The following is a 26326-nucleotide window of genomic DNA, read 5'->3' on the forward strand; positions in this document are numbered from 1 at the left end:
CATCTGCATCTTGTGGTCATAGAGTGCTCATCAAAACGCCATCAGGCGGGCATATGCGAGAAAGGCCGGTCCCATTTATTGGGTGGCTCCATTGAAATCACGCCAAACAGAATTTCGCGGTTGGCGGCAGCTGCTTCTGTTTTTGTCACCCGCAGGATTTACGCTATGAAGAAACTTATTTTTATCGGATTAACAGCAGCTCTCGCAGCTTGCCAAAGCGGCCCATCCAATCGCAGCGGCCAGCCTGCCATTCGTGCAGACGCAGATTCTCAAACCATCCAGATCAACGCATCACCTGAAACTGTTCGCAATACACTGGTAGACAGCGCAAGCGCACGCGGCACCATCGTGCAGCAGAATGAACCAAACATGGTGGTGATGGAAAGCTACGTGCGCGGCGAAAACGCTGTTTTGGATAACGAGTTCGGCGCCTCTGACTCCGGTGAGCGCGCATATCGTATTCGTGTGCGCTTCTCTGGCGCACAGTGCCGCACAAATGTTGTTCAGGACCTTGCACTGGTCAACAACATCTACACCCCGCAAGAACAGTCTTTCCAACTTCCAGGAAATCCGGGTTCCATGCAGAGTCTTCAACGATTGAAGTCCAATGCGGAATCATCTGCGGGCTGCTAAGCATCCAGAATTCAAAAAAAAGGCCGGAAAGCTTCACAGCTCTCCGGCCTTTTGCATTAAAGAGTAAGAAACTAGGCGCGTTCTTGCGTCTTGGCTTCCAGAGTTTCTTTCACGGTTGTTGCAAGCTGCTTGAGTGTGAACGGCTTCGGCAAGAAGGTGAAATTCTCCTCAGCAGGCAAGTTCTTCTCAAACGCATCCTCGGCATAGCCAGAGATAAAGATGATCTTCAGGTCAGGACGCGTCTTGCGCAGCTCAATAAGCAGGCTTGGCCCATCCATTTCCGGCATCACCACGTCAGAAACCACAAGGTCAATCGCCCCGCCTGTTTCTTCCATCACTTCCAATGCTTCAGTGCCGGACCCTGCTTCATAAACCTCATAGCCGCGGCCACCTAATGCGCGCGCAGCAAAGGCTCGCACTGCCTCTTCATCCTCAACAAGAAGAATGGTTGCAGAACCAGTCAGGTCAGCCTCTGTTACTTCCTGTTCCGGCTTAACCTCAACAACCTCTTCCTTCTCGGTGGAGATGTGACGTGGCAGGAAGATGCGGAATGTCGTTCCCACGCCAACTTCACTGGTGCAGAACACATAGCCGCCAGTCTGCTTCACAATGCCATAAACAGTTGAAAGCCCAAGCCCCGTTCCCTTGCCAACATCTTTGGTCGAGAAGAACGGCTCAAAGATCTTGTCCATCACGTCCTGAGACATGCCGTGGCCGTTATCAGCAACTTCGATCAGCACATACTCACCCGCTGGCATACCGCGCGTGTTTTCATAGGTTTTGGAAACAGCTTCTTCAACGTTGAGCGTACGAATGGAGACCTCGCCGCCACCTTCCATCGCATCACGGGCATTCACAGCAAGGTTGACGATCACCTGCTCAAGCTGGTTCACATCCGCCATCACAGGCCACAACTCGCGGCCATGTACCAGCTTCAGCTCAATCTTCTCACCAAGCAGACGATCCAGAAGAATAGAAACATCAGCAAGCACATCCGCAAGTGCCAGCTCCTGCGGACGCAAGGTCTGACGGCGAGAGAACGCAAGCAGCTGACGCACAAGACCAGCGGCCCTGTTCGCATTCTGCTTGATGTTCATGATGTCCTGGAACGCCGGATCCGTTGGACGGTGACTTGCCAGCAGCAGATCAGAGAACCCGATAATAGCAGTCAGAACGTTATTGAAATCATGCGCAACACCACCAGCCAGCTGACCGATCGCCTGCATCTTCTGGCTCTGGGCAAACTGAGCTTCAAGCGCACGCTGCTGGGTGGTTTCCAGAACATAGATCACCGCAGCATCTTCACCGGCCTGACTGTCCTGCACTGCAGAAACGTAGAAGGTCGCGGAGCGCGGATCACCATTCCCTTTAAGCGAGACATCAAGCGGCGCAATCTCGCTCTTGCCCAGCGCAGCTTCCTCTAGCGCGCTTTGCAGAGCAACACGATCGGTTTCAACGACGAACTCGGTGAGCTTCACATCCTTGCCAAGGCCTTCACCCTGCTCAAACAAGCGCATGAACGGGCCATTGGTGCGCTCCACAAGGCCATTCTTGTCGATAGAGGCAATCGCAACAGGCGTATTGTTGAAGAAACGTGAAAAGCGAACCTCGGCAGCTCGCAGCGCTTCCTCATCATCATTGCCCGCAGAGCGATTGATCACAAGCGTACGACTGTCACCAGCAAGCCCATCAGCTCCAAACGGAACACGGTGCACAAGGCGCACAGGCAGACCGGTGCCATTGCGGGTCACCAGATCAATATCAAAGCTCTCGGTCTTAACTTCACCCTCAGAGCCCAGCAGTGCCTCAACAAGAGCCGCCCCTTCTCCGCGCACGATGTCTTTCAAAGACAGTTCGCCGGAGATGAATTGGGTCAGATCATAGCCAAGCCAGTCAGCAAGTGTCGCATTCAGATAAACCAGCTTACCAGTGCTGTCCGAAGAGAAGAACCCACAGGGTGCATGATCGAGGAAATTGATAACTCGTTGCAGCTCTTGGAAGGAGTTTTCCTGTTCGGTTCGGTCACGAGTGATATCAGAGACCTGCCAAATGGTTATGCCGCTTTCAACGCCAACCGCAGCGTCCTGATCCAGCGGCCTTACGCTGATGCGATACCAGCGCGCGCCGCTGGCAATTTCACCAACCGCGTTCGGCAGCCGCACCTCTTCTGTTGCATATCGCCCGCTCCGCACCGCTTGCGACAGTCGGAAAATGGCATCAGCAGCATCCGGGTCTGACGAAAACACCCGCTCCACCGTGCGCACATCCGCAGGTCCACGGGCCCCCGTCAACTCAGCATAGGACTGGTTGGCGTAAATGATACGGCCATTGTGATCAGCGAGAAGTACGCCATCATCCAGCGAGTTCATGAAGGATTCAGCAAGCGGATTGCGATGAGTTTTGGAGATAAACCGCAAAAGCCCGATTGCCATAGCAAAGAGAGAAAACACCCCGACAACAGCCAGAACACCCAGAAGCCCGAGAATATAGGGCTCTGCCTGTTCTTTGCGCATCAACGCAAAGGCGGCTGTCGCTGCGACAAGGCCTAATGCAAGCAGCATCAAGGCCCCAAGGCTGCCGCCCTTGTCTGTCCTGTCTATCACCGGCTCAGGTCGCCGCGCTTCGGTCTTCGTCATCTTACCCTCTCTACGGCTGCCCCGCAGACGATTTGACTCCATCGCGCCATGAGAATAGTCCGCTCCAAAGCCGACACTCCGACACGTAAATGCCGTTAAGACCGCCAGCTCTTCTTTTTACGCAGTTGCATGACATAACCAATCACCTTAGCAACCGCGGCGTAGTGCTCCTCAGGCACATAATCATTCAATTCTATCGTTGCATACAACGCACGTGCCAGTGGTGGGTTCTCCACGATCGGCACATCAGATTCTTTCGCAACCTCTCGTATGCGGAGCGCCAGTTCATCCACCCCAAGCGCAACACATTGCGGTGCTCCCATGCCCTCTTCATAACTCAGGGCAACCGCGTAGTGGGTCGGGTTTGTAATAACAACCGTCGCATCCGGCACACTTGCCATCATTCTGTTGCGTGAACGCTGAAGGCGCAACTCTCGAATTTTGGCTTTAATCTTGGGATCACCCTCAGATTGCTTGTATTCCTCTTTCACTTCCTGCTGGGTCATCTTTTGCTTTTCGAACCATTTTTTCCGTTGCCACACCAAATCAGCCCCAGCAACAACAGTCATAAGCGCAAGAATTGCTCCAATCACCATAATAGCAAGTTCGCGGACCTCCTCCAGCACAAGGCCCGTTTCTCTGAACACCACTGTATCCAGACGGTCTCTTTCCGGCCACAGCACCAGAAAGACAACCACAGCAACCGCAATGATCTTCACGAGCCCTTTCAGAAAGTTCGCAAGGCTGTCTTTAGAGAACAACCTCTTCATTCCTGAAAGCGGCGAGATCTTGTTCAACTTTGGCTTCAACCGTTCAGCTGTCCAAAGTGGTTTGTGTTGAACCACATTGCCAACAACGGCAAGCACCAGAAGTGTGAGCAACGGCAGTGCCACCACACCAAGTATTTCGGGCCCAGTTATTTCTAAAAGGAAAACAAGAGCGCTCGGATCAACAGCAATCGTGTCTGCATGGGCAAAAAAGCCCTTTAAAATTGTAGAAATGCCCCCAACCATCGCAGGAGCAAGGAAAGAAATCACCAAAGCAGTCCCCAACAACGAGAACCAGGCACTCACTTCCTGCGATTTCGGTATGTCCCCTTTCTCGAATGCATCATCGAGCCGTTTTTGGGTGGGGTCCTCGGTTTTCTCCGAATCGTCGGTATCGTCAGCCATTACATCCCTCGTTAATTCAGTAGGAACGGCTGAAGCGCATTTCGGAACTCTGTCAGGTAGAAACCCATCAGGGTTGAAAGCAGCAGCAAGAAGATACCAAACCCGATCAGAATATTGACCGGCATGGCGATGAAGAAGATCTGCATCTGTGGCATCAGCTTGTTCAACAGGCCCAGACTGAAGTAAAACACGATCCCGACTACGATGAACGGGGCACCCATGCGAAGGGCGACAGAAAACATGTGCGACACCGTCGCAATCGCCTGTGCTGAGAGGTCGCCAACCGGCAGCGGATTACCTGGAGGGAACAGCGTGAAACTGTCTTGCATGGCAGCAATCATCACGTAATGCAGGTTAGTCACAAACACCATGCAGATGCCAAGCACATTCAGGAAGTTGCCCATCAACGCGCCCTGCTGACCAGAGTTCGTTGCATCACCGCCCATCGCAAAAGCAAGGCCGGATTGGTTGGCCATGATCGTACCAGCAGTAGAAAGGGCGTAGGAAATCAGCTTCATCGACAGACCGATAAAGAACCCCACCAAAAGCTCCCCACCCAGCAAACCCAGCAGGCGCGGCAGACTGCTCATGGCATCTGGCGGATAAAGATCAGCATTGATGGGGGCCAGCACGTAAGTCATCAAAAGCGCGATGGTCAAACGGACACGGACTGGAATGAAGGATTCGCCAAAGGCAGGCACGAGCATAAACATTGTGCCGATACGCGCAAACATCAGCAGGAAACCCATAACGATCACCGGTAGAAAATCCAGATTGACCGTCACAAATTTGCCCCCAGAATGCGCGCCGCCCTGCGCTGTATCTCGCTCAATATCCGGAGATAATCAACCCGGCAATGCGGTTTGTAAAAGAATTCATCAACTCCCCCATGAAAGGAAGTGTCACGAGCAACGCAATAAAAATACTCAGGATCTTAGGAACAAACACCAGCGTCTGCTCCTGAATTTGTGTCAGCGCCTGAAACAGCGCCACAATCACACCAACCAGAAGCCCGATAAGCATCACAGGAGACGACACCAGAATAAGCGTCCATATGCCCTCGCTGGCAATATCCAGCACTTCTGCTCCGCTCATCCTGCTTTAACCACCCTCTCGCTCATCATCTTGGCACCGACACATATAGCCAAGCTGTTAGATTGGCATCCGCATAATTTCTTCATACGCAGAAATAACGCGATCACGAACCGAAACGACGGTCTCCAGAGCAAGCTCAGTCTCGGCAACCGCTGTCACCACATCCACCACATTGGCTTTGCCCTGCAACAGGTTAAGGGACTGCACGTCAGCAACCTGACCACCCTCATTGATCTCGCTGATCGCAGACTGCACCATATTGCCAAAAGCACCGCTTTTGTCACCGCTCTCACTGGCAGCTTCAAGTGGATTGCTCAGTTTTGCTGTGTTTGCATAAGCACTTGCAGCAATAGAAGCATTAGACATGATTGTATCTCCTTCCGGTGTCAGCCAACCGGTCATCAACCTCTAAGAATATCGAGTGTTTTCTGCATCATGGAACGTGAAGACTTCACCACATTCAGGTTCGCTTCATAAGAGCGGGTCGCTTCCTGCATATCCGCCATCTCAACCAGCGTACTCACATTCGGCATCTTCACGTAGCCTTTGTCATTGGCCGCCGGATGGTCCGGCTCATATCGAAGCTTGAACTCGCTCTGGTCTTCACGCACCTTGCCAAGCTTCACCAGCTCAGCTTCCACCTTGCTGTCAAAGCTGTTTGTGAACGTGGGAACCTTGCGACGATATGGATCTTCACCCGGTGTCTGGCCGGTGGAATCAGCGTTGGCAATGTTTTCTGCGATCACCCGCATGCGACCTGTCTGAGCCTTCAGCCCGGACGCTGCGATAAACATCGACTTAATAAAATCCATGGGTTCCTCCCACATTAACCTCAGTGCTCATCACACCAAGGCAACTGCTCTCACTCATCGTCTCAGCGCGGTCTTGAACATGCCAAGGCTACGCGTATAAAGGCTTGTTGCTGTCTGATAGTCAATCTGGTTCTCGGCGATCTTCATCATCTGCTCTTCAAGAACCACACTGTTGCCGTCTGGAGTTCTTTCAAAGCTGGAAGCCTTGCTTACTTTCGTCCCGACACCAGCGCTGATCCCGCCACTTGTAATGTGCCCGGCATTTGTCGCTACAGGGCGCAACGCACCAGATCCAGCCTCGGCCTGGACCATGTCACCAAAGCTCAGATCCTTCAGGTCCTTGCTGCGGTAACCAGGCGTATCTGCATTGGCAACATTTTCAGCCAGTACACCCTGACGTTGTTGGTGCCATTGCATCTTTTGGCGCAACGCCTGAAACATCGGAAGATCAGTTAAGGCCATCTGACAGCACAACCTATGAGAACAGATTTGGTATATTAAACTAGGTAGAAAGTGCCTAGGCAATGGTTAACAAAAAGTTAACATTAAGGTTCTATTAATATTTACGCACCGAAGAATCCTTAAAAAGCAGAGCACTACCGAAATTCCGAGCGCATCAGAGCTCTGAAAAGAATCATAGGCTTTAGCACCTATTAAGAATTGTGGCCTGAGAAGTGGAATATTTTGCCGAGCCAGCAAAATTCACCCGTCCAAAAGTGCAATTTCGTGATTTTCGCGTAAAAACTCGGGTAACGCCGCCAACTTCATCCCTGTGAACTGTTCATTCTACATAAACTATAGGTTACAAATGCGCGCATGAGTTAATGCGGGGATTCGTACCCCAATTCCGGGCTGTTTTATCAAAAGAGCAGTCCGCTGAATGCTGAATACGAGTTGAGGAACATTCATGCCTGATTGGCTGGCCCAAACCACTGGTATGTCGCAGGGAAGCGCACAGCTTCTTGCTGTCGTACTGGCGATGTTGATTATCGCGGTTCTCATCGCGGTCTGCATTCCGCTTTTGAAGCGCTTAGCAAGAACCAGTTACAAGGGGTCGCGAAGTCGCCAACCTCGTCTTGCAATCATGGATGCGACCGATATCGATGCGCGGCGCAGATTACTGCTTGTCCGCCGAGACAATGTTGAGCACCTCATCATGATTGGGGGCGCCAACGACGTTGTTGTTGAGCAAGGCATCATTCGTGGCATGCCGGTCTCGGCCCCGCCTCGCGGACAGATGTTTACAGGCAATGGGCAAGTCGGCACCACACCGGCAACACCAGAACAAACGCCCTCTTCAGAAGAACCAACAGCACGCCTGAACTGGGGTGAAGACACCGCACCAGTAACGGCAGAGGTCAAACCTGCACCTGCAAGTCGCCCTGCTCCAAAGCAGCAGCCTGAAGTAAAGGCACCTGTACAACCTGTAGCGACAGCACCTGCCCCGGCGCCAGCAGCAATCAAAGAAAAAGTTGTTGCAGTGCCTCAGGCAGCACCAATCCCACAAGCTGCAGCAACAGGGCACATGACATCTGCGCGACCAGTAAGACCAACTGCCCCAGCACCGACAGCTGCGCCAGCAGGCAGACCAGCTGCTTTGCAGACGCCAACCATTGGCGGCGCACGAGGTGTTCAAAAAGTAGCAGCACGGCCAATCACAGCACGGCCGTCTCCAGCGCGTCCGGCCTCACCACGCTCACTCAGCCCGTCACAGCCAAGCCCAGCCCCGAAGCAAGCAGAGCCGATTGCGCCAGTACCAGAGAAAACTGCAGAAAAGCCTGCACCAAAACCGGAAGCGCCACAGCCAGAAGCACCGGCAGCATCCAAGCCTATTCCAAAAGCGGCAATGAAACCGCCTTTGAATGGTCCGGCAGCAAACGCAGCAAGTGCTTTCATGCGCCCTCGGGTAACTGAGACGCCGGCCAAAGTGCAGGAAGAGAAGAAAGACACGCCAAAACCTGAGGCGGCAGCCGAAAAGCCTGTCGCAAAAGCTGAAGCTGCTGCTGAAAAGCCTGCGCTGAAGCCAGAAGAGACAAAAGCTGACGCAGCACCAGCAGCTATTCCAGCTGAAAAAGCAGAGGCAACGCCAACACCTGCCGCAGAGCAGCAGCCCGAGCCAGCCAAGGCAAAGGAAAAAGCCGCCAGCAAAGCAAAAGCCAAGAAGCCAGCTAAGCAGGAAAAGGCACCTGAAGCTGAGAAAACAGTAAAGCAGGAAGAGAAGGCAGAAAAGCCGGTAGCTTCCGAAGCTGCTCCTAAAAAAGCAGAGAAAACATCACCTAAAGATGATCCCAGCGAAGCTGTAGATGGCATCGCAAAGGAAATGGCAGACCTGCTAGATGACATTGAGGCCAACACAAAATAATTTAGCAGGAATGGTGAAAGCAAAGCTGAGCGAAAACAAAGGCCGATTGGGGCTTTTGGGTTTCGCTCTCTTGCTTTTCTGGTTCGGTCCTGCTGCTGCTCAAAGCATTTCAATTGATTTTAGAGGCGGAGAAGGCAACTCGGTTACAGAGCGTGCTGTTCAGCTGGTTATGCTGCTCACAGTGCTCTCACTGGCGCCGAGCATCCTGATCATGGTGACAAGCTTCACGCGTATCGTTGTGGTTCTTTCACTGCTCCGCTCTGCAATCGGGCTTCAGACTGCACCACCAAACGCGGTCATGTTATCCCTTGCCATGTTCCTGACAGCCTTCGTCATGGCCCCAGCCTTTGAAACTGCATGGGATCTCGGCGCAAAGCCCATGATTGAAGGCACCATCGACCCGCAAGAAGCATTCAACCGGGCATCCGAACCCTTTCACGAGTTCATGCGTCAACAAGTACGCGAAACTGATCTCCTGCTCTTTCAGGAACTCGCAAAGACCCCTGCCCCGGAAACTCCTGAAGAGCTGAGCCTGCGCGTTCTGGTGCCAGCCTTCATGATCAGCGAGTTGCGCCGCGCCTTTGAAATCGGCTTCCTGCTCTACCTGCCGTTCCTCATCATCGATCTCGTGATTGCATCAGTCCTGATGTCCATGGGTATGATGATGCTGCCACCAATCGTGATCTCGCTGCCATTCAAGCTCATCTTCTTTGTGCTCGTAGACGGCTGGCAACTGATCGCAGGCAGTCTGGTCCGAAGTTTCGGCGGTTAGCCACTTCCCCGTTCAGCCAGACATCAAACAAAAACACCGCATGAAAGATCATGCGGTGTTAAAACTGCTTCACGACGAGGCTGCTTAAGCAGCTCCCTCACTTGTATCTTCAGGATAAAGGAAAGCTTCCTCAGTCGGAATAATCGGCGTTGCTGAGAGATATTGACGTCTGTACTCCTCAAGGAAGGACACCAGACTATCCCCACCACCAATCGACTTGGCAACATTCAGGAACTCAACGCCGCGATCATCAATGGGCCGCGTCACAATCTCAAATGTTTCAGCCTGCGGAGACTCGCTCATTTTCTGCGAGTATTTCTGCCGCAGCCGCTCAAGACCCAAGCTATCTTCAGCCAGCGTATAGGCAATCGCCGCGCGGATGACATCAACACGCTCATGGTCAGCAAGCGGCACTTCATCAGACCAGCGACTGCCGTTCATCTGTTCCAGCTGCTCACCAGCCTTCCGCCAGGACCGCGCCGACCAAAGCGTATCAGCCCGCAAACGATCCACGTCTGACCCAGACATGTTACGCACCAGCTCCAGAGCAAGATCAGGACGCCCGCTCTCACTCAAAGCACGCGCCTCAACAATATTTCGCTGGCGCTGCAAAGCAGCCGGCAATTGTCCCTGACGCGTTTGCGAAAGCACCCGCAGCGCTTCTTCCGGCTTCCGGTTCAGCAGATAAACAACAGCCAGATCAGCAGCGATCTGCGCCCGCGCAGCACCTTTCAGACGCTTGTCGATCTGATGCCGCAAAACAGAGGCTGCCTGATCCAGCAGGTCCATATCAATCAGACGACTGGCCAGCATCCGCGCCATCTCATCACCTTGACGACCAGCAGGCACCAACTCACGGAAATCATAAAACAGCGCAAGCGCCTTCACAGGCTCCAGAGCTTGCGCCCTGCCTTCAAGGAACAGGGTTGCAAAGACAGAACCCATTTCCTGCTGAATGTTCGAGGTGATTTCTGCGCCTGCATCAGATTGCACAGCCTGAGACATCGCCTCAAAGGCCCGGCGGTAATTGCCTTCCTGCGCATGCAGCTGAGCCATCAGCCGCAAAGTCTTCAGCTCAGTTTCATCACCACGCCACGACGCAGCAAGCCCCTCCAGTTCGGAGAGAGCTTCATCCGCATCAATCAAACCATCCCGATACCGCAGCTTCACACTCAGGAACTTGGCTTCAGCAGCCTCCGGCCCATCACTGGAGCGCACCACCAGATCATACACATCCAGCGCTTCCTGTGAGCGGCCAGAAGCATCGGCAATCCGCCCGCGCAGCAAGTCATACTGAATGGCCTGCTCTTCATTCACATCAGAAGGCTCAATCTGCGACAAAGCCCCCAGCGCCCGACCATAGTTGCCAAGAGCCAGATGCGTCTTGGCAGCCGCAAGGTTGAAATACACCTGCAACATCACCGGATAATTGGCCATAACAGCCAACCCGCGCCCAAGATTTGCATGAGCGCCCTGCCAGTCCCCTAGCGAGGAATGCGCAAAGGTCCGCCACACCGCAGCATCAGGACTGCTGGCAAGTTCGGGAGCAGCAAGATACTCAAGCGCTTCACCCGGTCGCGACGCCAACATCTGCGCAGCACCCATCATCACATTGAAGGTGGCGTCTTTCTCGATGAGAGGATCGTCCTCTTCCATGATGCGCAAGGTGCCAATAGCTTCCTGCGCAAATCCACTGGAAAGGAAAAACCGTGCCATATCCAGACGTGGGCCACTCAACTGCTCCGGATCAGCCTTCGCAATCGCATCCTCATGCGCTCGAAGGCCTTGCATGTAATCCTCAGGCTTTTGCTGGTCCAGCTGCGCAAATTCAATCAGGCCCGGTTGTGTCGGGTCCTTAACATGAGCGCCAATCGTCGTGCCTTTGGAAAGACCACGATTCGAAATCTTCAATCCGTCAGGTCTGGAGATCACAAGATCTTCACCCGACAACTCAACATCAATCCCATCAGCACTTGGAACAACCGCAAGTCCCTGAGAGCTGCGCAGAATCTGTACCTGAGGGAACCGGTGCGATTTCAAAATGCCACGAACAGGCGCAGGACCGCTGACCACATAAATCCGGTCACCGACGCTCTTGTCAGTTAACACATGCAACCGCCCACTTGCACCAAACGGCAAACGCAGAACATTCGAGCCATCACCCTGCACATTCCGCTCAACATCAACCGGATCAGTCTTTGTCGAGATCGACGGCCCCAAAGTGATCGCCCAGGCGTCATCCTGATACTCGATGGAAATCAACGTGGTCCGCTTCAGGTCAAACCGCAGCACCTGCGCGCCATCAACTTCATCAAGTTCCACCTTGCGCGCAAGATCACTCAAGACGGCTGGAATACCGCGCCCGTCCAGATGCTCCTCACTGTCGAACACCGCCCAGACTTTTTCATCACGGCGGAAAACAGCAGCACCAACCTCGTTCTCAAACGGAAACACCAGACGAACAGTATCACCAATGCTATACGTCTCAACGCCAACAACACGCGCTGCCGCGTCGTTCTCTTCCTGAATAATTGTTTCAGCAGAAGCACGACGCGCAATCGGCAACTCCTCGTCTGCATCAGCAACAACAGCTGCAGCAGCCGGAACAGCATCAGCGCCCGCGCCTTGTTCAGGTGCAAGCGTCACTGGTATCGAGGTCTGCCCACCTGCGTTCACAACCTCGGCAATGAGATCTGTTTCCGGAATGATCTCAGCAACAGGCGCCACATCAGTTTCAGGCGCAGGCTCAGGTTTCACACGGCGAACAGGTTGCGCCTTTACAACAACAGCTTCAACGGGCTCTGGATCCTTGCCAGCCTCAGCCTGCAAGTCTTCTTCCGAAGGCTTTGATAGAGGAATGTCAGCTGGAGCAGGCCGGTCAACCGGATCACCAATACGTTCCAACTCCGGCTTTTCAACTGGCAACGGCATCGGCGGAAAATCAAGACCATCATTCACGCTGGTTTGAGCAGTCTGTACAGGTTGAGGCGTTGGAAACAGACTGCCCGGAGCAGCAACCGGAGCCTGATCAACAGCAGCAGACACGGCAGGCGCAGTTGCAGCGGGTGCTGCATCTTTATTACCAAGCGTGTTTATGACATTCGAAGCACCTCGTGGCACATCCCCATTGCCAAAAAGCTCATCGCGAACTTCGGAAACCCGTGGATCCAACTGGCCGATGTCTTCAGGTGTGACATCAACAATAAGCTGCTTCCCCTCCTGAAAAGATCGCACATCAACACTAGGATCAACAATCATGTTGAAGATCAGATCATTGTCGCGGGTTTGGGAGCCAACATCCAACACAGTACGCGGTAGACTTGCTTTGAACTGAGACAAATCCAGATCAGCTGCCTGATCAAACTTAACGCGAATATTGTTTCCGTTGCGCTCAAACGCACTGCCAACCTTCACATTCCAATCGAAGATCAGGCGCGTAAATGTTGGATGCGTCCCAATCCGCAGCTTGACCTTGATCTCCTGATCTTCAAGCGCGTTCGCTTCTTCCAGCACACGAATACGTTCAAGAGCTTCCGCAGCCCGTCGGGCAAGCTCATCGACCACATCCTGTGGTAAAGACGGGGGACGGCCTTCATAATTGGCGGGAAGCAGGTCAATAAAGAGCTTCTCTCCAGCTTCCATACTGTTGATGTTAACCGGCTGCCGCAATGCAAAACGCAGCGCAGCACCATCAGGATCAGCACGAGCAATGGAGATGTAGTCCATCAATGCTTCCGGCACATCATCAACATCCGCTGCAATGCCTTCCGGAAAGGAAATGCGCAGGACACTAGTGGAAATGGAAGCCTCATAGGGCGGCAACAACGAGTGATCTGGGAACGTGATCACCATGCGAGCAAAGTTGCCGGTGTCTTCAACTTCAAGAACAGCAGAGGCTGGCTCAGCCCAGGCACTTAAAACACTGCCCCCTAAAGCAGTTGTGGCGAGCATAAAGGAGACAAGCCAAGCCTTACCCTTTACCCTCACAATGCGTGCTCCATGCAATGCACGGCGCGGCACAAAAGGTAAAGTGGCGCGCAGAAAGGAACGCTTCTGCTTATCTTTAAGGTCGCCCCCAAAATCGCCCATGCCTGAGTCTTACTCCTAAAATTAATTAGGTATCTGTAACAATTGGCTATTAACGCAAGCTTACAGTCTCCTGAGCCAAGAGCGAAAAACCGCCAATTTGCTCAGTTAATTCCCCTGAATCTTTGGAAGAATTGTGGAAGTCGTCTTCACATTGCGGCTCTCGCCTGCTGCCAGTGCAATTGTCAGCTGCTCCGCCATTTCCGGATCCATCTCAGAAAGCACATCCGCCATCTTCCGTGGCTGCATCTCCTTCACAACCTTCAGCATGATGTCCAGATCCAGACGGTTGAAGATCCGAGCGGCGTTTTTAGCCTTCATGCTTTCATAGATCTTCACCAGATCCAGGATCTCTTCCGTAGCCTGCTTTTCCTTGCGCTCAACTTCAGAATCGATCTTCGCTTCAAGTGCCTTAAGCTCCTGAAAGCGCTTATTAAAACGCGCCTCAGCAGCTGCAAGAACCTGCTCGCGAAGCTCCAGATCACTTTCACGCTGGTTCAGCACATCACGGCGATTACCAAGGCTATTGAGAACGGCAAGTTCAGAAACGGAGTTCGTTGGAACACCACTTTCTTTCACACCACTTGTATTTTGAGCGACCTGAATCTTCCGTGCGCCAGATGGATTGGGAAGAACGTTTGGAGTAGCAGGTGCCTCTTCCTCAGCCTTCGCCACTTCCGACTGCTGCGCATCGGCAACCCGAACAGCACCAATTGGATAAGTATCACCTAGAAACAAACCAAGCAGTTTCAAAACCAGAAGGGCGCTACCAGCAAATACGACAATCGGAAGGAGCCTTAGTTTCATGCTACGCGGTCCTGCGCTTGTCTACGGAAGCGCTCAAGGCGCGCAGCTGATTCATTTGCAGCTTCACGAATGTCACGGGTCACAGAGCGGGTCGCAGCTTTAGGGGCTGGAGCGCTACGTGTTTCAGCCGGATGCATCGTTTCCTGTTCCGCAATGATCCCGGCAGCAAGTCCCTCCGCTGCGGTTTCATAAGTGCGGGACATTGGAGCTGATGGCGCAGCCACACGGGTATCACGATCAGCAAGTGCACGATCTGCAACACCACCAATGCGGTCCAGCACATCTTCACCGGCTCCCAACTGATTAGTCAGTTTGCGGGAAACCGCCTCAGCTTCGCCCAGACGCACCCCAAGAGTACGGTCCGCATTTCCGCAAGTGGACTTGAGACCCATGATCGCACGCTCTGCAATTTCAGTCGCTGTAATCAGCTCAGAAATAGTTGCGCGCAAGGACTCTTCGTCAGAGCGGAGACGACTTAAGCGACGGTTAAGTGTCCAGCAATACCCAATGGTAATCACAAGAAGAACCGCAACGATGCATTCAATAATAAGACCTAGGGACATCTAGTTTGTCTCCAGTTCGCTTTGCAGGGACTTTTCAAAAGCGGCGAGCGTCATTTTCGGTTGCTTCAGCTTCTTTGAAATTTCGATGGAAATTCGGTCATCAACATGGCCCATAAGGCCCTCTGTCAAAGCCACACCGCCGCATTTCACCTGAACAGGATCACGCGGGCCGGTATCAAACAGCAAGGTCTGACCAACTTCCAGATTCAACACCCGCTGGAGCGGGATGGTGTTTTCATAAAGGACAGCATCAACCTGCACTTCTGAGGAATAAACCTCAGTGGCAAGGTGCTCTTCCCAAATAGGATCACGCCCGAACTTCTCACCCATGAACATCTGCAGAAGCAGTTCACGGATTGGTTCAAGGGTCGCGTAAGGCAGCACAATCTCAACTTTACCGCCGCGATCTTCCATATCGATGCGCAGCTCAACCATAATGGCAGCATTCGCAGGACGGGAGATCGCAGCAAAGCGTGGGTTCGTTTCCAAACGCTCAAGCGGGAAACTCACAGGGGACAACGGTCCAAAAGCCTGCTCAGCATCTAGTAGAATAATCTCGATCATCCGGCGCACCAGATTGCTCTCAATCGTGGTGTATGGCCGCCCTTCAACGCGTGTAGGTGAAGACCCACGACCACCACCAAGCAACACATCAATGATGGAATAGATCAGAGAGCTCTCAACGGTAACAAGTCCAAAGCCATCCCATTCTTTCGCCTTGAACACGCCAAGGATCGCTGGAAGTGGAATTGAGTTCAGATAGTCACCAAAACGCACATTGGTCATGGAGTCCAAGGAGACTTCAACATTGTCCGATGTGAAATTACGCAGAGATGTCGTTGTGAGACGTACGAGACGGTCAAACACGATCTCCAGCATCGGCAGGCGCTCGTAAGACACCATTGCCGAATTGATCAGCGCACGAATACCGCCTTCATCACCAGCCAGAGACCCATCCAGCGTAAAGCCCAGAAGGTTGTCGATCTCTTCTTGATTCAGAATACGGTCAGCACCACGAGACGCGCTCTCTACATCCGGTTCGCTGTCGTCGATCATCGCAGCCCATTGAGCTGCGGCCTCTTCACCGCCTTCTACGCCTTGCTCCTGAAGCGCAGCGCCCCACGCCGCGGCAAGATCCTCATCACTGTCACCACCCTCAGCTTCAGAAAGAGCGGTGTCCCAGGCATCATCCATATTTTCAGGGAGAGTATCGGTATCTGACATATGCCGCTCCCCTACTGGATCAGGATCTCTTTAAAGAGAACCCCTTCAACCTTGGCTGGATAGATTGCAGAGTTGATGCGGCGCAGAAGTTGCTCCTTCAAGCGGAACAGTCCGGCAGATCCTTCCAGATCAGCAGGGCGCAACTCACGCAGATAAATCTGGAAAGCATCAAGAATGCGCGGAAGATAAGGCTCCACTTGAGAAACCATGCTGTCGCTCTCAACTTCAAGAGCGATGCGGACTTTCAGGTAGGTCGTGCGGCCTTGGGTAGAAAGGTTCACCGTCATTTCTGGCAGATCGTAAAAAACGACAGGCTTGGTTTGGATCTGCTCAACAGTGCCATCCGCCCGCTTGACGGTGGCTGTGTCGCCCAGATTGATCCAGTCCATTACATATGCACCGCCCACACCAAGGGTTAACAGCAAGACGCCAGCAATCGCTCCGATAACGATCTTGCGTTTGCCGGACTTACCGTCATCCTCAGTATTTTGCAGTTCCGCATCTGCCATTTTTGCGTCCCGGTGAATCGCAATTAAAAGTTTAGTAACTAATAATGCAACCTAGTTGGTTAACACTGATTACCGAATGGTTAATACCGTCATTACTAAGCAATTTTTGCCCACTAGGAAATTAAAGTAGGCATATTTTATCAAATACTTAACAGATAATTTGCGCTTCCCTCCGTCAAAACAGCAGAATTCAGCCAAAGTTTCAAACTGGCACAACTCCTGCAAGAACCTTGGCGCTGCGGGTCTGGGGAGACCTGTTGCAATGCTGGGGAGCATAAAATGGAAAACGCACAGCTGATCGGCTTATCACGCCAAAGTGCCCTTCGTCGGAACTTGGATGTGGTGGCCAACAATCTGGCTAACATCAATACGACTGGCTACAAGGCTCAAAGGCTTATCTTTGAAGAGTTCTTGATGCCAACCGCGCAGGCGACTGAATTCCAGCGCCCGGATCGCCCTTTGTCCTTTACGCAGGATGTAGGGACAGCAACAGTTCTGACACAGGGCTCGATCCAGCTGACAGGTAATCCGCTGGACGTCGCAATCGAAGGTGACGGCTATCTGGCTGTGACTGGCGCAGGCGGTGAGCAGCTTTACACTCGCTCAGGCAGCCTTGCCATTGATCCTGAGGGCACGCTCGTAACAGATGCAGGCCTGCCAGTTCTCGCTGACGGCGCTCCAATCCAAATCAATCCAGAAGATGGTGAAATCACCATCACCAAAGAAGGCGTGATCTCCACCCCACAGGCTCAACTTGGCCGATTGGATGTTTACACCTTCGACAACCGCCAAGAGCTTTTGCACGTTGGCACAAACCTGTTTTCCGGCTTAAACCCAATCCCAGCAAATAACCCGACTGTCGTCCAGGGCGCCCTTGAAGGCTCCAACGTGGAAGGCATTCAGGAAATCTCCCGCATGATTGAAATCACCCGTCAATACAAAAGCGTGTCCAAGATGATGTCGCAGCGCAACGAACTTCGTCAGCGCTCCATCCGCGAACTTGGATCGGTTGAAGCTTAAGGAACAGCCCAATGAAAGCCCTTCACATCGCCGCAACCGGCATGAAAGCTCAGGAACTGAACGTCGAAGTTATTTCGAACAACGTGGCCAACATGCGCACCACTGGCTACAAGCGCCAGCGCGCAGACTTTCAGGATCTGCTCTACGAAAACCAGCGCCGCATGGGCACCGAAACATCCGATGCAGGCACAATCGTTCCAAACGGCGTGCAAATCGGCTCCGGTGTGCGCACAGCAGCAACCACACGCATCATGTCACCGGGCTCTGTGACCCAGACCGGCAACGAGTACGACATAACAATTCGTGGCGAAGGCTTCTTCCAGATCCAGCGTCCGGACGGCACAACCGGCTTCACCCGTGACGGTTCTTTCGCACGCTCCCAGACAGGCCAGCTCGTCACCAAAGACGGCTATACAGTTCAGCCTGGAATCACAATTCCGGACAACGCCCGCGATCTGACAATCAACGTCCAAGGCCTCGTGCAGGCCATGGACGATAACGATCAGGTGCTGAACCTCGGACAGCTCGAAATCGCCCGCTTCACAAACAAAGCTGGCCTAGAAGCAATCGGCGACAACCTCTTCCTGGAAACACCGGCAAGCGGCCCGCCACAGACAGACAACCCGGGCAACGCAGGCTTTGGCAACATCCTTCAGCGCCATCTTGAATCATCCAACGTCGATGCCGTGACCGAGCTTTCCAATCTGATTTCTGCTCAGCGCGCTTACGAGATGAACTCCAAGATCATCAAAGCAGCCGATGAGATGTATTCCACCACAACGAATCTTCGCTAAGGAGTTGAGTTGATGAGAAAGTTGGCAACCACACTCATTGCAGGACTACTGGCCCTGACAGCCAGTAGCGCATTTGCGGCCTCAACCCTGCGCCCAACGGTCAACGTAACCGGACCAGTCGTCACTATTGGTGACTTCTACACCGAAGCGGGAGAACTAGCTCAAACACCAATCTTTCGCAGCCCGGACCTTGGCACCACTGGCAACGTTTCTGCATTGATCATCGCACAACAGGCACAAGCTGCCGGCTTTATTCAGGCCGACACCAACGGCCTGACCACTGTGAGTGTGCACCGCCTTTCCATCCCGGTAGATGAAACACTCATCTCAGATATCCTGCGCAATGCATTTGCGGAGCGCGCAAGCGTGCAGCCGGACGAGATTGAAATCTCCTACCATTCACCACTTCCGGTGAACATGCAGGCAGACGCCAACTCCATTTCTCCGCTAACCATCGGGCACATCAACTGGTCACCGCGCACAGCACGCTTCAAAGCAATCCTCAATGTGGTGCAGGAAGGCCAGAGCAAGCCAATCTCTGTCATTGGCAACGCATCTCAGATGGTGTCCATCACCACACTGGCTCGCAATCTGGAACGCGGCACCGTTATCACAGCCAAAGACATTCGCGAGGAGCGCAAGCCAGCTTCCCGCTATGCCGGACGTGAGTTTCTTGCAGCCGCAGACCTTCTGGGAATGGAAGTGCGCCGTAACATGCGTTCTGGCTCCACCATCACCCCAAGGGATGTAAGCGCACCGATCCTCGTCAAGCGCGGTGCTAAAGTGACAGTGATCTATAAGATCCCCGGCATGAACATCACAACTCAGGGCAAAGCCAAATCTGAAGGCGGCAAAAATGACCTGATTGAGATTGTGAACCCAATTTCAAAGAAAACGATCCTTGCTGAAGTCATCGGCAGAGACATCGCCATCGTGACCACCGCTAAAACGCAGGTCGCAGCCGTATTGGAGAACCGCTGATGCCGAGAACATCTTCAGCAACCAAAATCAAACAATATGCTGCGCTCACGATTGGTCTGTTCGCACTTGTCGGCTGCGAGACAGCTGACAAACTTTCCAAGGTTGGGCAAGAACCTGTGCTGACCGCGATTCAGGACCCACGCACGCAGCCTGGCTATCGTCCGGTACAAATGCCAATGCCAATTAAGGAAGTGGAGCGCTACAACGCCAACTCTCTTTGGCGCACCGGCAACAGAGCCTTCTTTCAGGACCAGCGCGCAAAACGTGTTGGTGACATCGTAACGGTAAACGTCACCATTTCCGACAAGGCTGCCTTTGAGAACACCTCAAAGAGTTCACGCAGTGATGCGAAGAATTCCGGAGCTGGTGGCGCACTCGGCGGTGCAATCAACACACTGGCGCTTCCTGCCAGCGCGTCAGCAGATGCACTCGCATCAATCAACAGCTCCGACAACTTTCAGGGCACCGGCTCTATCGACCGCACAGAAAGCCTGAAGACCACCGTCGCAGCTGTCGTGACACAGGTACTGCCCAACTCCAACCTCGTCATCGAGGGCCGTCAGGAAGTGCGTGTGAACCACGAAGTTCGTGAGCTGATCGTAGCAGGCGTCGTTCGTCCGCAGGACATTGCATCCGACAACACTGTTGAGAGCACCAAGATCGCAGAGGCACGCATCGGCTACGGCGGCCGCGGCCAGATCTCCGTTGCCCAACAACCTAAATACGGCAGTCAGGTGCTGGACATCGTGCTTCCGTTTTAGAGCGTGTTCCGTTTCATTGGCTTCAGTCAAACGGCAAGAATTCGCTCCAACAAAGATGTTAGAGCGCGATGCGTGACTGTAAATGAACGCGGCGTGCTCCAAAAAATCAAAGAACCCAAAACCGCTTAATTAGCTCCCCAGCTTGAGCGGTACATAAAGCGAGCTCGGCAACATGCTCCCCAGCATGCCGGGCTCGTTTTCTTTCGTGCACCAGAACACCGCACACCGACGTCCGGCCAAAACAAAACAAGGGAAGCACAGCTAAGCCGTGCTTCCCTCGTAAAGTCATACTTCAAGTACTAGAGCCTAAAAACTTAGGACCACAGCTTGAAAGGCGATATCCTGTCTCCCTGAGGATCAGTCATCCCGATAGATTTTCTCGCGCCGCTCATGAGCCTCTTGGGCTTCAATAGAAAGCGTTGCGATAGGTCGTGCATCCAAACGACGAACAGAGATTGGCTCGCCAGTCTCTTCGCAGTAGCCGTAGGATTTGTCTTCAATGCGAGCAAGAGCAGCGTCGATTTTGGAAATCAACTTTCTCTGCCGGTCACGCGCACGTAATTCAATCGACCGATCGGTTTCAGAAGAAGCACGGTCAGCCAGATCTGGGTGATTAGTGCTTTCTTCTTGAAGCGCAGCAAGGGTCTCCTTGCTCTCTTTCAGAATATCTTCCTTCCACGCAAGAAGCTTTCTACGAAAGTACTCGCGCTGTTGGTCGTTCATGAATGGTTCATCCTGTGTTGGACGATAATCAATTGCGACATCAACTGCCATCTGAAACTCCGCCTATTTATATGGGCGGCTGGAATATAGCGAGAGGAACCTGAAACAACAATCTACTAAAAAGATGAAATTGTCTAAGAACACAATTATTCAGTGCATTCAGCAACTTATACGGTTGGAAACCTTTGATACTATCGTAAATGGATAGGCTATTCTACGTAATGACCCAGCTTTGCGAGCTCGATTCTTGCACGCAATTCAATATCTTCGACCACTCTGTCGAGACCGGGGTTACCACTTTTGACCTGCATGGACAGGTTACCAACAAGCCGCTCAAGGCGCTCTGGCTGCACTTTGCCTTGCAGCAAATCGATCCGCAGCGCATCTAGTTGATCCAGAAGTTTATTTCCATGCTGCACAGCGCGCTGCTTGTCATCGACCTGCACTTCCATCTGCTGAAGAGCCAGCAAAGAATCCACACCCTGCAGCGACGGTGTTGGAACACCAGCCTGCGACTGCGCAACGCTGGTGGTCTCCTCCTCAACGGCAAACGCACCCGCCTGCTCGCCTTCGGAACCTTTGCGACGTTTCGTGCCCACTTTACTCGTGGAGTTCAAACCAGAAACTGGAGTGCTGCGTACAAGCAAGACCTTACCCTCAGAGCTATGGAACTGGACAAAAGCTTAAACCCGAACGCATTTGCCGAGCTGATCACGTAAAACTTTACCAAGCAGGCAACAATTGCCGCATAAAAATTTGCAGTGCTTTAACTTTTATCCACCCTCTACTAAAAATACCCAGTAAATTCAGCAGGTTAAAAACTAGCAAACGCAGCACTGAAACTGGCACAAAATTCGCATATTTCCGGCATGTGTGAACTGAACAGCCGGGTACCAATGCGCTCTTTCGCAAACTTACGTAGAATCGCCGCAGCGGCACTGATCGTCCTTATGGGCGCGACCCTTCAGGGAAACGCAGCCTCAAGGATCAAAGACATCACTGACTTTGAAGGCATCCGGGACAACCAGCTCATTGGTTACGGTCTCGTCGTCGGCCTTCAGGGCACTGGTGACTCTCTCAATGCCTCACCATTCACCCGGCAATCTTTGCAGGCAATGCTGGAACGCCTTGGCGTCAACACCAACGAAGCAGACCTGAACACAAAAAACACCGCCGCCGTGATGGTGACTGCCAACCTGCCAGCGTTCTCAACACAAGGCACCCGCATCGACGTGACCGTGAGTGCACTTGGCGATGCAAAGAACCTTCAGGGCGGAACACTGCTGGTGACCCCACTGATGGGTGCAGACGGAGAAGCCTACGCCATTGCGCAAGGCCCGGTGGCAATCGCTGGCTTTGCAGCACAGGGCGACGCAGCTTCCGTTGTGCGCGGCGTCCCAACATCTGGCCGCATTCCTAACGGTGCGCTTGTGGAGCGGGAGGTTGAGTTCAAACTCTCTTCACTCAGCACTATTCGCTTGGCCCTGCGCAACCCGGACCTGACCACATCCCGTCGTATTGCTGTGGCAATTAACGAGCTGATTGGCCTACCGACTGCAGAACCACTCGACCCATCCACTGTTCGCCTCACACTTCCAAAACAGTTCGATGGCAACATTGTCGATCTGATCACTGATATCGAACAGCTGATCGTAGAGCCTGATTTGCCGGCCAAGATCGTGATTGACGAAAGCTCCGGCATCATCGTCATGGGTCAGCAGGTGAAAGTCTCCACCGTCGCAGTCGCACAGGGCAATCTCACAGTCACCATCGCAGAATCACCAGAGGTGGTTCAGCCGCTGCCATTCGCACAGGGCCAAACGGCTGCGGTGCCTCGTACAGACGTGCAGGTGACTGAAGACAATAGCCAGCTGGCACTCGTCAACGAAACAATCACACTGCAGCAGCTTGTTGATGGATTGAACGCTCTGGGCATCGGCCCAAGAGACCTGATCTCCATCTTACAGGCCATCAAAGCCGCTGGCGCCCTTCAGGCAGAAATTGAGGTCCTCTAATGCTCCAACAAGCACAACTGCCCTCACCTGCGCTGACAAGCTCTGCAGACCTGATCGCGGGCGCCAATCAGGCAGGCAAACCACCAGCTGCCAAAGATCCGCTGATGGAAAAGGCCAAGGAATTTGAAACCGTATTCCTCAATGAGATGTTGCAAAACATGTTCACCGGCCTTGATGAAGGCGGGACCTATGGCAACGGCGAAGGCTCAGAAGCGTGGAAATCCATGCTGATCAACGAGTACGCCAACACAATGTCTCAATCTGGCGGCATTGGTATTGCAGCTTCAGTTCACTCGCAATTATTACAACTTCAAGAGAACGCAGTATGACCAACCAGTACGACGCTGAAACTGTTCCAAGTACAGTATCGTTTGAAGAAGAACCTATCCAGACACGGATGCAAGCCGAGGTCTTCTGCGAAAATTTTGAGACGGCAATGGACAACCTCGTAGATATCATCGAGACCGAAACAGAGCTGCTACGCGAAGGGCAAATTTCTGAGCTGCCAACCGTTGCCCCCAAAAAACATGCAGCGATCGAGTCATATCTCTCCGGCATCCGTGTGGCGAGTGCAAACGCCATCGCGCTTGGCAACCTCGCTCCGCTGTCCATTCAACGTATGCGCGAACGTCACGGTAATCTACGGCCAATTCTTCAAACCAACCTGCAAGTGGTCTCTACGGCACGTTCAGTAACAGACAACGTCATCGAGACCGTTGCCAAAGCCGTTGGTTCTCAAATGAAGACAAGAGGTTACGGCGCAAACGGCATGATGAGCTCGCCACAGAGATCCGCTCAGGGCATCGCCGTTAACCAAACCCTCTGAACAGCGCGATATTAAGCGTGCATATTAACGAAATAGCCTGAAGACCGCCCGGAGCCTCCCTAAGAAATAGGGGTATTTGGCGGTTTTCAGTCGCATTTCTCTAAATATTTAGTAAATTCCGAGCGTTAAGATTAATCTTATTTAAGAACATTCCCCATAAAGTTGTCCGAGATTGAACACGTGGGGGACATTATGGAAATAGTCACACAAAGACCAACGCTTTTACATCAGGCACTGACAACACAGGCAGCACCGGTAAAATCGGAGACCGAACAGGTCAAAACCGAACTCTCCGGCGCTCGGGCCGTCACTGCATCCTCTGAGTCAGAGGATAACTCAACCGCCACCGAAAAGTCATACCTCTCAGACTCCCGTCTCGGCGTCATCCCTAGCAAACCTAAGGACGACCAGAGCCGCATTGAACGCGGTTACAATTATGATGAAGAGTCAGATGAGCTCATCTATTCGATGACGCAAGAGCCAGAAGGCGACGTCATTTACGAACTGCCATCCAAAACAGCTCGCCGCATTCGCGCATTCCTGGATGAAGTCCTTCAGGCACAAGAAAAGCGCAGCTTAGGCGGTGAAGATAAAGATATTGATCCTGCAATCTACGAAGCCAAGCAAGTCGAACCAACACAAGCAAAGCAGGCCTAAGCCTCACAGGCTTTATCCTCCCTGCAAACCAGACTTATCCCCCTTGAGCTATGCCGCCCCCGCAGCATGGCTCTTTTTTTGTCTGTCCAGTGACCACCACATAACAACGCGCCCACCACCAAAAAAACGCAAAGCAACGCACATACCAACGCAAAAAGAAAAACGCGCCCCAAAGAGCGCGTTCTCCAAATTCTAAATCTGAAACAAAGCTTATCGGATAAGCTGCAGCACAGACTGACCAGCCTGAGTTGCCAGAGACAGAGTAGAAGTAGCAATGGAGTTCTGAGTGTTCAGAGCCGCAAGGTTCGCACCTTCCAGGTTGGAATCAGCCAGCGTCAACTTACCAGCACCAACTTCCAGAGTGTTGATGAGATCGGCAGTAAAGTCCTGACGGTTGGTTACAACAGACAGGTTTGTACCGAAAGTAGAAGCCTGCGCACGCAGATCCAACTGAGCCTGACGGATTTGATCAAGAGATTCTTCAATCAACTCATCGGAACCCCAACCGCGACCAGCAACTGAATCAAGGTCTTTGCCGACTACGTTTTTCGCAGCATCAGCAAACTCACCGCCACTTCCAGCTCCATCAAAGCCAAAAGTGAGATCTTGTTTACCAACATCAAGAATCAGCTGTCCGTCTTTGAAAGATGCATTAACTTCTGTCGCAACACCATCAGCAGTTTCAATTGCCGCTCGCAAATCTTCGACAGTGTTAGAATCTGTAACATCAAAATACTGACGAGCATTGTCACCGTATTTGAATGAGATTCTGTCACCGTCCTCAAACGCACCAAGATCAGACAGCTTGGTATCTTTGATATCGTAAGTACCTCTGATCTCTAGCGTATCAAGAGCTTGACCAGCGGTACCACTAGACGTTTTGTGCTCGAGTTCAACAGAGTTTTTCAGACCGGACAACGTCAGCTGACCATCTACAGAAATACTTGCAGAAGCATTTTCTTCTCCAGCATCTCTCAAGGCCTGCGCAATACCATCCCCAACTTCCTGTAAGGTATTAGTACCCAATGTAGTAAAGGAAACATCGTTACCATCAGCATCCTTCAGATAGTTGCCGTCAGCATCTTTGACCTTAATGACATCACCAGTCGTAATATCGGTAAAACCAGTTGCGCCAGTACCACCAACGGTTTCATCGCCATCAATTGGGGCCGGCGTACCAGCCGCATCTGTCAAGCCAGTAGTTGTCGCTGAACCGCTCTGTCCCGGAATCTGCCCTACTTCGCCGAGCGTAAATGCTTGCTTTAAGTCCCGAGCTTCGACTTCCCCAACGGTTGTCGAGATACCTTCCAACTTAAATGCAGCATCTTCTGAATCAAGATCAGTGTAATCAACCGCCCCAATGTTCAATTTAGACGAACCATCTTCATTGAACTTCACAAGCAAATCATTGCCGTCGCCGCCCAGAAGGTTCTTACCTTTATAGCCGGAATCTTTGGCAATATCCTCAATCTGAGTACGTAATTCGTTGAACTCAGACGCATACTTAGCGCGCGTATCAGCATCTTTAGATTGCAGCGCCTGGTTAGCCTTACCTTTCGCCGCATCCAAGAGCTTATCAATACCCTGAATACCTTTGTCGGCAGCTTCAAGAGTAGAAACCGACTGCCCGATGTCGTCCTGAAGGTTGCCCAGGTCAGATGCGCGCGAGTTCAGAGAAGATGCTGTGAAAAAGGAATTCGGATTGTCGAGGGCAGAGTTAACTTTCTTACCAGTTGCGAGGCGCTCTTGAGTATCGCTAATCAGGTTAGCCGTGCTCTGGAGCGTGCTCAGGTTTGAGCGAACCGCAGCGGTGAGTGTAATATCAGCCATTTTAGTTGTCCCTTCTAGGATAATGAATGACCCTTCCTGGGTCACAAA

26 protein-coding genes are annotated in these 26326 nt (G+C 52.5%); 11 read left to right on the plus strand and 15 right to left on the minus strand.

The features are described from left to right. The first annotated feature begins 165 nt into the window (after window positions 1–165). A complete protein-coding gene (locus tag PsWM33_RS16130; RefSeq protein ID WP_063301110.1) occupies window positions 166–633 on the plus strand; it encodes a hypothetical protein in 468 nt (155 codons plus the stop codon). Between the two features lie 71 nt (window positions 634–704). On the opposite strand, the gene cckA is transcribed toward PsWM33_RS16130, so the two are convergent. The 7 genes from cckA to flgB all read right to left on the minus strand — a co-directional run bounded on the left by cckA (window position 705) and on the right by flgB (window position 6810). Then, window positions 705–3269 carry a cell cycle histidine kinase CckA gene (gene cckA / locus PsWM33_RS16135; protein ID WP_063300898.1) on the minus strand — a complete coding sequence of 855 codons (2565 nt, stop codon included), beginning with the start codon at window positions 3267–3269 and terminating at the stop codon, window positions 705–707. Window positions 3270–3364: 95 nt separating this feature from the next. Next, window positions 3365–4441, minus strand: coding sequence for a flagellar biosynthesis protein FlhB (gene flhB, locus PsWM33_RS16140; protein ID WP_063300899.1), 1077 nt, complete (start codon window positions 4439–4441; stop codon window positions 3365–3367). A gap of 11 nt (window positions 4442–4452) precedes the next feature. Next, on the minus strand, window positions 4453–5226 hold the full coding sequence (gene fliR, locus PsWM33_RS16145) for a flagellar biosynthetic protein FliR (RefSeq protein WP_063289596.1): 774 nt from the start codon (window positions 5224–5226) through the stop codon (window positions 4453–4455). A gap of 43 nt (window positions 5227–5269) precedes the next feature. Then, the gene (fliQ, locus tag PsWM33_RS16150; protein ID WP_057462613.1) at window positions 5270–5536 is read right to left on the minus strand and encodes a flagellar biosynthesis protein FliQ; all 267 of its coding nucleotides are present in this window, start codon (window positions 5534–5536) and stop codon (window positions 5270–5272) included. A gap of 57 nt (window positions 5537–5593) precedes the next feature. After that, window positions 5594–5902 (minus strand): flagellar hook-basal body complex protein FliE, encoded by a 309-nt coding sequence (locus PsWM33_RS16155; protein WP_208860463.1) that lies wholly within the window; start codon window positions 5900–5902, stop codon window positions 5594–5596. Between the two features lie 35 nt (window positions 5903–5937). Next, a complete protein-coding gene (gene flgC / locus PsWM33_RS16160; protein WP_057462615.1) occupies window positions 5938–6363 on the minus strand; it encodes a flagellar basal body rod protein FlgC in 426 nt (141 codons plus the stop codon). Window positions 6364–6402: 39 nt separating this feature from the next. Beyond that, a complete protein-coding gene (gene flgB, locus PsWM33_RS16165) occupies window positions 6403–6810 on the minus strand; it encodes a flagellar basal body rod protein FlgB (protein WP_082827033.1) in 408 nt (135 codons plus the stop codon). Window positions 6811–7255: 445 nt separating this feature from the next. Here flgB and PsWM33_RS16170 point away from each other — a divergent pair, with 445 nt between their 5' ends. Both PsWM33_RS16170 and fliP read left to right on the plus strand, forming a co-directional pair. Next, complete coding sequence (locus PsWM33_RS16170; protein ID WP_063300900.1) at window positions 7256–8710, plus strand: flagellar biosynthetic protein FliO; 1455 nt, start codon at window positions 7256–7258, stop codon at window positions 8708–8710. Window positions 8711–8720: 10 nt separating this feature from the next. Continuing rightward, a complete protein-coding gene (fliP, locus tag PsWM33_RS16175; protein WP_082827034.1) occupies window positions 8721–9482 on the plus strand; it encodes a flagellar type III secretion system pore protein FliP in 762 nt (253 codons plus the stop codon). An 84-nt stretch (window positions 9483–9566) separates the two neighbouring features. Here the strand turns inward: fliP and PsWM33_RS16180 are convergent, their stop codons facing one another. The 5 genes from PsWM33_RS16180 to PsWM33_RS16200 all read right to left on the minus strand — a co-directional run bounded on the left by PsWM33_RS16180 (window position 9567) and on the right by PsWM33_RS16200 (window position 16671). Then, window positions 9567–13571: a hypothetical protein gene (locus PsWM33_RS16180; protein ID WP_208994588.1), complete on the minus strand. Its 4005-nt coding sequence runs from the start codon at window positions 13569–13571 to the stop codon at window positions 9567–9569. A 105-nt stretch (window positions 13572–13676) separates the two neighbouring features. Continuing rightward, on the minus strand, window positions 13677–14375 hold the full coding sequence (locus tag PsWM33_RS16185; RefSeq protein WP_063300901.1) for a MotE family protein: 699 nt from the start codon (window positions 14373–14375) through the stop codon (window positions 13677–13679). Continuing rightward, complete coding sequence (locus PsWM33_RS16190) at window positions 14372–14938, minus strand: DUF6468 domain-containing protein (RefSeq protein WP_057462618.1); 567 nt, start codon at window positions 14936–14938, stop codon at window positions 14372–14374. Before PsWM33_RS16190 ends, PsWM33_RS16185 begins: the two co-directional genes overlap by 4 nt. Next, entirely contained in the window at window positions 14939–16162 is a 1224-nt protein-coding gene (fliM, locus tag PsWM33_RS16195; protein WP_063289603.1) for a flagellar motor switch protein FliM, read from the minus strand. A gap of 11 nt (window positions 16163–16173) precedes the next feature. Continuing rightward, complete coding sequence (locus PsWM33_RS16200; RefSeq protein ID WP_057462619.1) at window positions 16174–16671, minus strand: flagellar basal body-associated FliL family protein; 498 nt, start codon at window positions 16669–16671, stop codon at window positions 16174–16176. Between the two features lie 279 nt (window positions 16672–16950). Between PsWM33_RS16200 and flgF the strand changes: the two genes are divergently transcribed. Genes flgF through flgH form a run of 4 tightly spaced genes read left to right on the plus strand, consistent with a single transcriptional unit; the run spans window position 16951 to window position 20227 of the window. After that, a complete protein-coding gene (gene flgF, locus PsWM33_RS16205; protein ID WP_063292781.1) occupies window positions 16951–17691 on the plus strand; it encodes a flagellar basal-body rod protein FlgF in 741 nt (246 codons plus the stop codon). An 11-nt stretch (window positions 17692–17702) separates the two neighbouring features. Continuing rightward, window positions 17703–18485, plus strand: coding sequence for a flagellar basal-body rod protein FlgG (flgG, locus tag PsWM33_RS16210; protein ID WP_057462621.1), 783 nt, complete (start codon window positions 17703–17705; stop codon window positions 18483–18485). Window positions 18486–18497: 12 nt separating this feature from the next. Next, window positions 18498–19466 carry a flagellar basal body P-ring formation chaperone FlgA gene (flgA, locus tag PsWM33_RS16215; RefSeq protein ID WP_063300902.1) on the plus strand — a complete coding sequence of 323 codons (969 nt, stop codon included), beginning with the start codon at window positions 18498–18500 and terminating at the stop codon, window positions 19464–19466. After that, window positions 19466–20227 carry a flagellar basal body L-ring protein FlgH gene (gene flgH / locus PsWM33_RS16220; protein ID WP_063300903.1) on the plus strand — a complete coding sequence of 254 codons (762 nt, stop codon included), beginning with the start codon at window positions 19466–19468 and terminating at the stop codon, window positions 20225–20227. The genes flgA and flgH overlap by 1 nt, the downstream gene beginning before the upstream one ends. Window positions 20228–20584: 357 nt before the next feature. Here the strand turns inward: flgH and dksA are convergent, their stop codons facing one another. Together dksA and PsWM33_RS16230 are read right to left on the minus strand one after the other, a co-directional pair. Beyond that, complete coding sequence (gene dksA, locus PsWM33_RS16225; protein WP_057462624.1) at window positions 20585–21001, minus strand: RNA polymerase-binding protein DksA; 417 nt, start codon at window positions 20999–21001, stop codon at window positions 20585–20587. Window positions 21002–21159: 158 nt separating this feature from the next. Continuing rightward, window positions 21160–21597: a flagellar assembly protein FliX gene (locus PsWM33_RS16230; RefSeq protein WP_057462625.1), complete on the minus strand. Its 438-nt coding sequence runs from the start codon at window positions 21595–21597 to the stop codon at window positions 21160–21162. A gap of 249 nt (window positions 21598–21846) precedes the next feature. On the opposite strand from PsWM33_RS16230, the gene PsWM33_RS16235 reads away from it, so the two are divergent. The 4 genes from PsWM33_RS16235 (at window position 21847) to PsWM33_RS16250 (ending at window position 24448) form a co-directional block, all read left to right on the plus strand. Continuing rightward, the gene (locus PsWM33_RS16235) at window positions 21847–22965 is read left to right on the plus strand and encodes a flagellar basal body P-ring protein FlgI (RefSeq protein ID WP_057462689.1); all 1119 of its coding nucleotides are present in this window, start codon (window positions 21847–21849) and stop codon (window positions 22963–22965) included. Then, window positions 22965–23294, plus strand: a complete 330-nt coding sequence (locus PsWM33_RS16240) for a rod-binding protein (RefSeq protein WP_057462626.1) — start codon at window positions 22965–22967, stop codon at window positions 23292–23294. The genes PsWM33_RS16235 and PsWM33_RS16240 overlap by 1 nt, the downstream gene beginning before the upstream one ends. Further along, entirely contained in the window at window positions 23291–23791 is a 501-nt protein-coding gene (locus PsWM33_RS16245) for a flagellar protein FlgN (protein ID WP_057462627.1), read from the plus strand. The genes PsWM33_RS16240 and PsWM33_RS16245 overlap by 4 nt, the downstream gene beginning before the upstream one ends. 192 nt (window positions 23792–23983) lie before the next feature. Further along, entirely contained in the window at window positions 23984–24448 is a 465-nt protein-coding gene (locus tag PsWM33_RS16250; RefSeq protein WP_063300904.1) for a hypothetical protein, read from the plus strand. A gap of 210 nt (window positions 24449–24658) precedes the next feature. On the opposite strand, the gene PsWM33_RS16255 is transcribed toward PsWM33_RS16250, so the two are convergent. Beyond that, window positions 24659–26278 (minus strand): flagellin N-terminal helical domain-containing protein, encoded by a 1620-nt coding sequence (locus PsWM33_RS16255; protein ID WP_063300905.1) that lies wholly within the window; start codon window positions 26276–26278, stop codon window positions 24659–24661. Window positions 26279–26326 lie beyond the last annotated feature (48 nt).

Origin of the sequence: Pseudovibrio sp. WM33, from assembly GCF_001623165.1 — a bacterium.
In the GTDB taxonomy this organism is placed as follows: Bacteria; Pseudomonadota; Alphaproteobacteria; order Rhizobiales; family Stappiaceae; genus Pseudovibrio.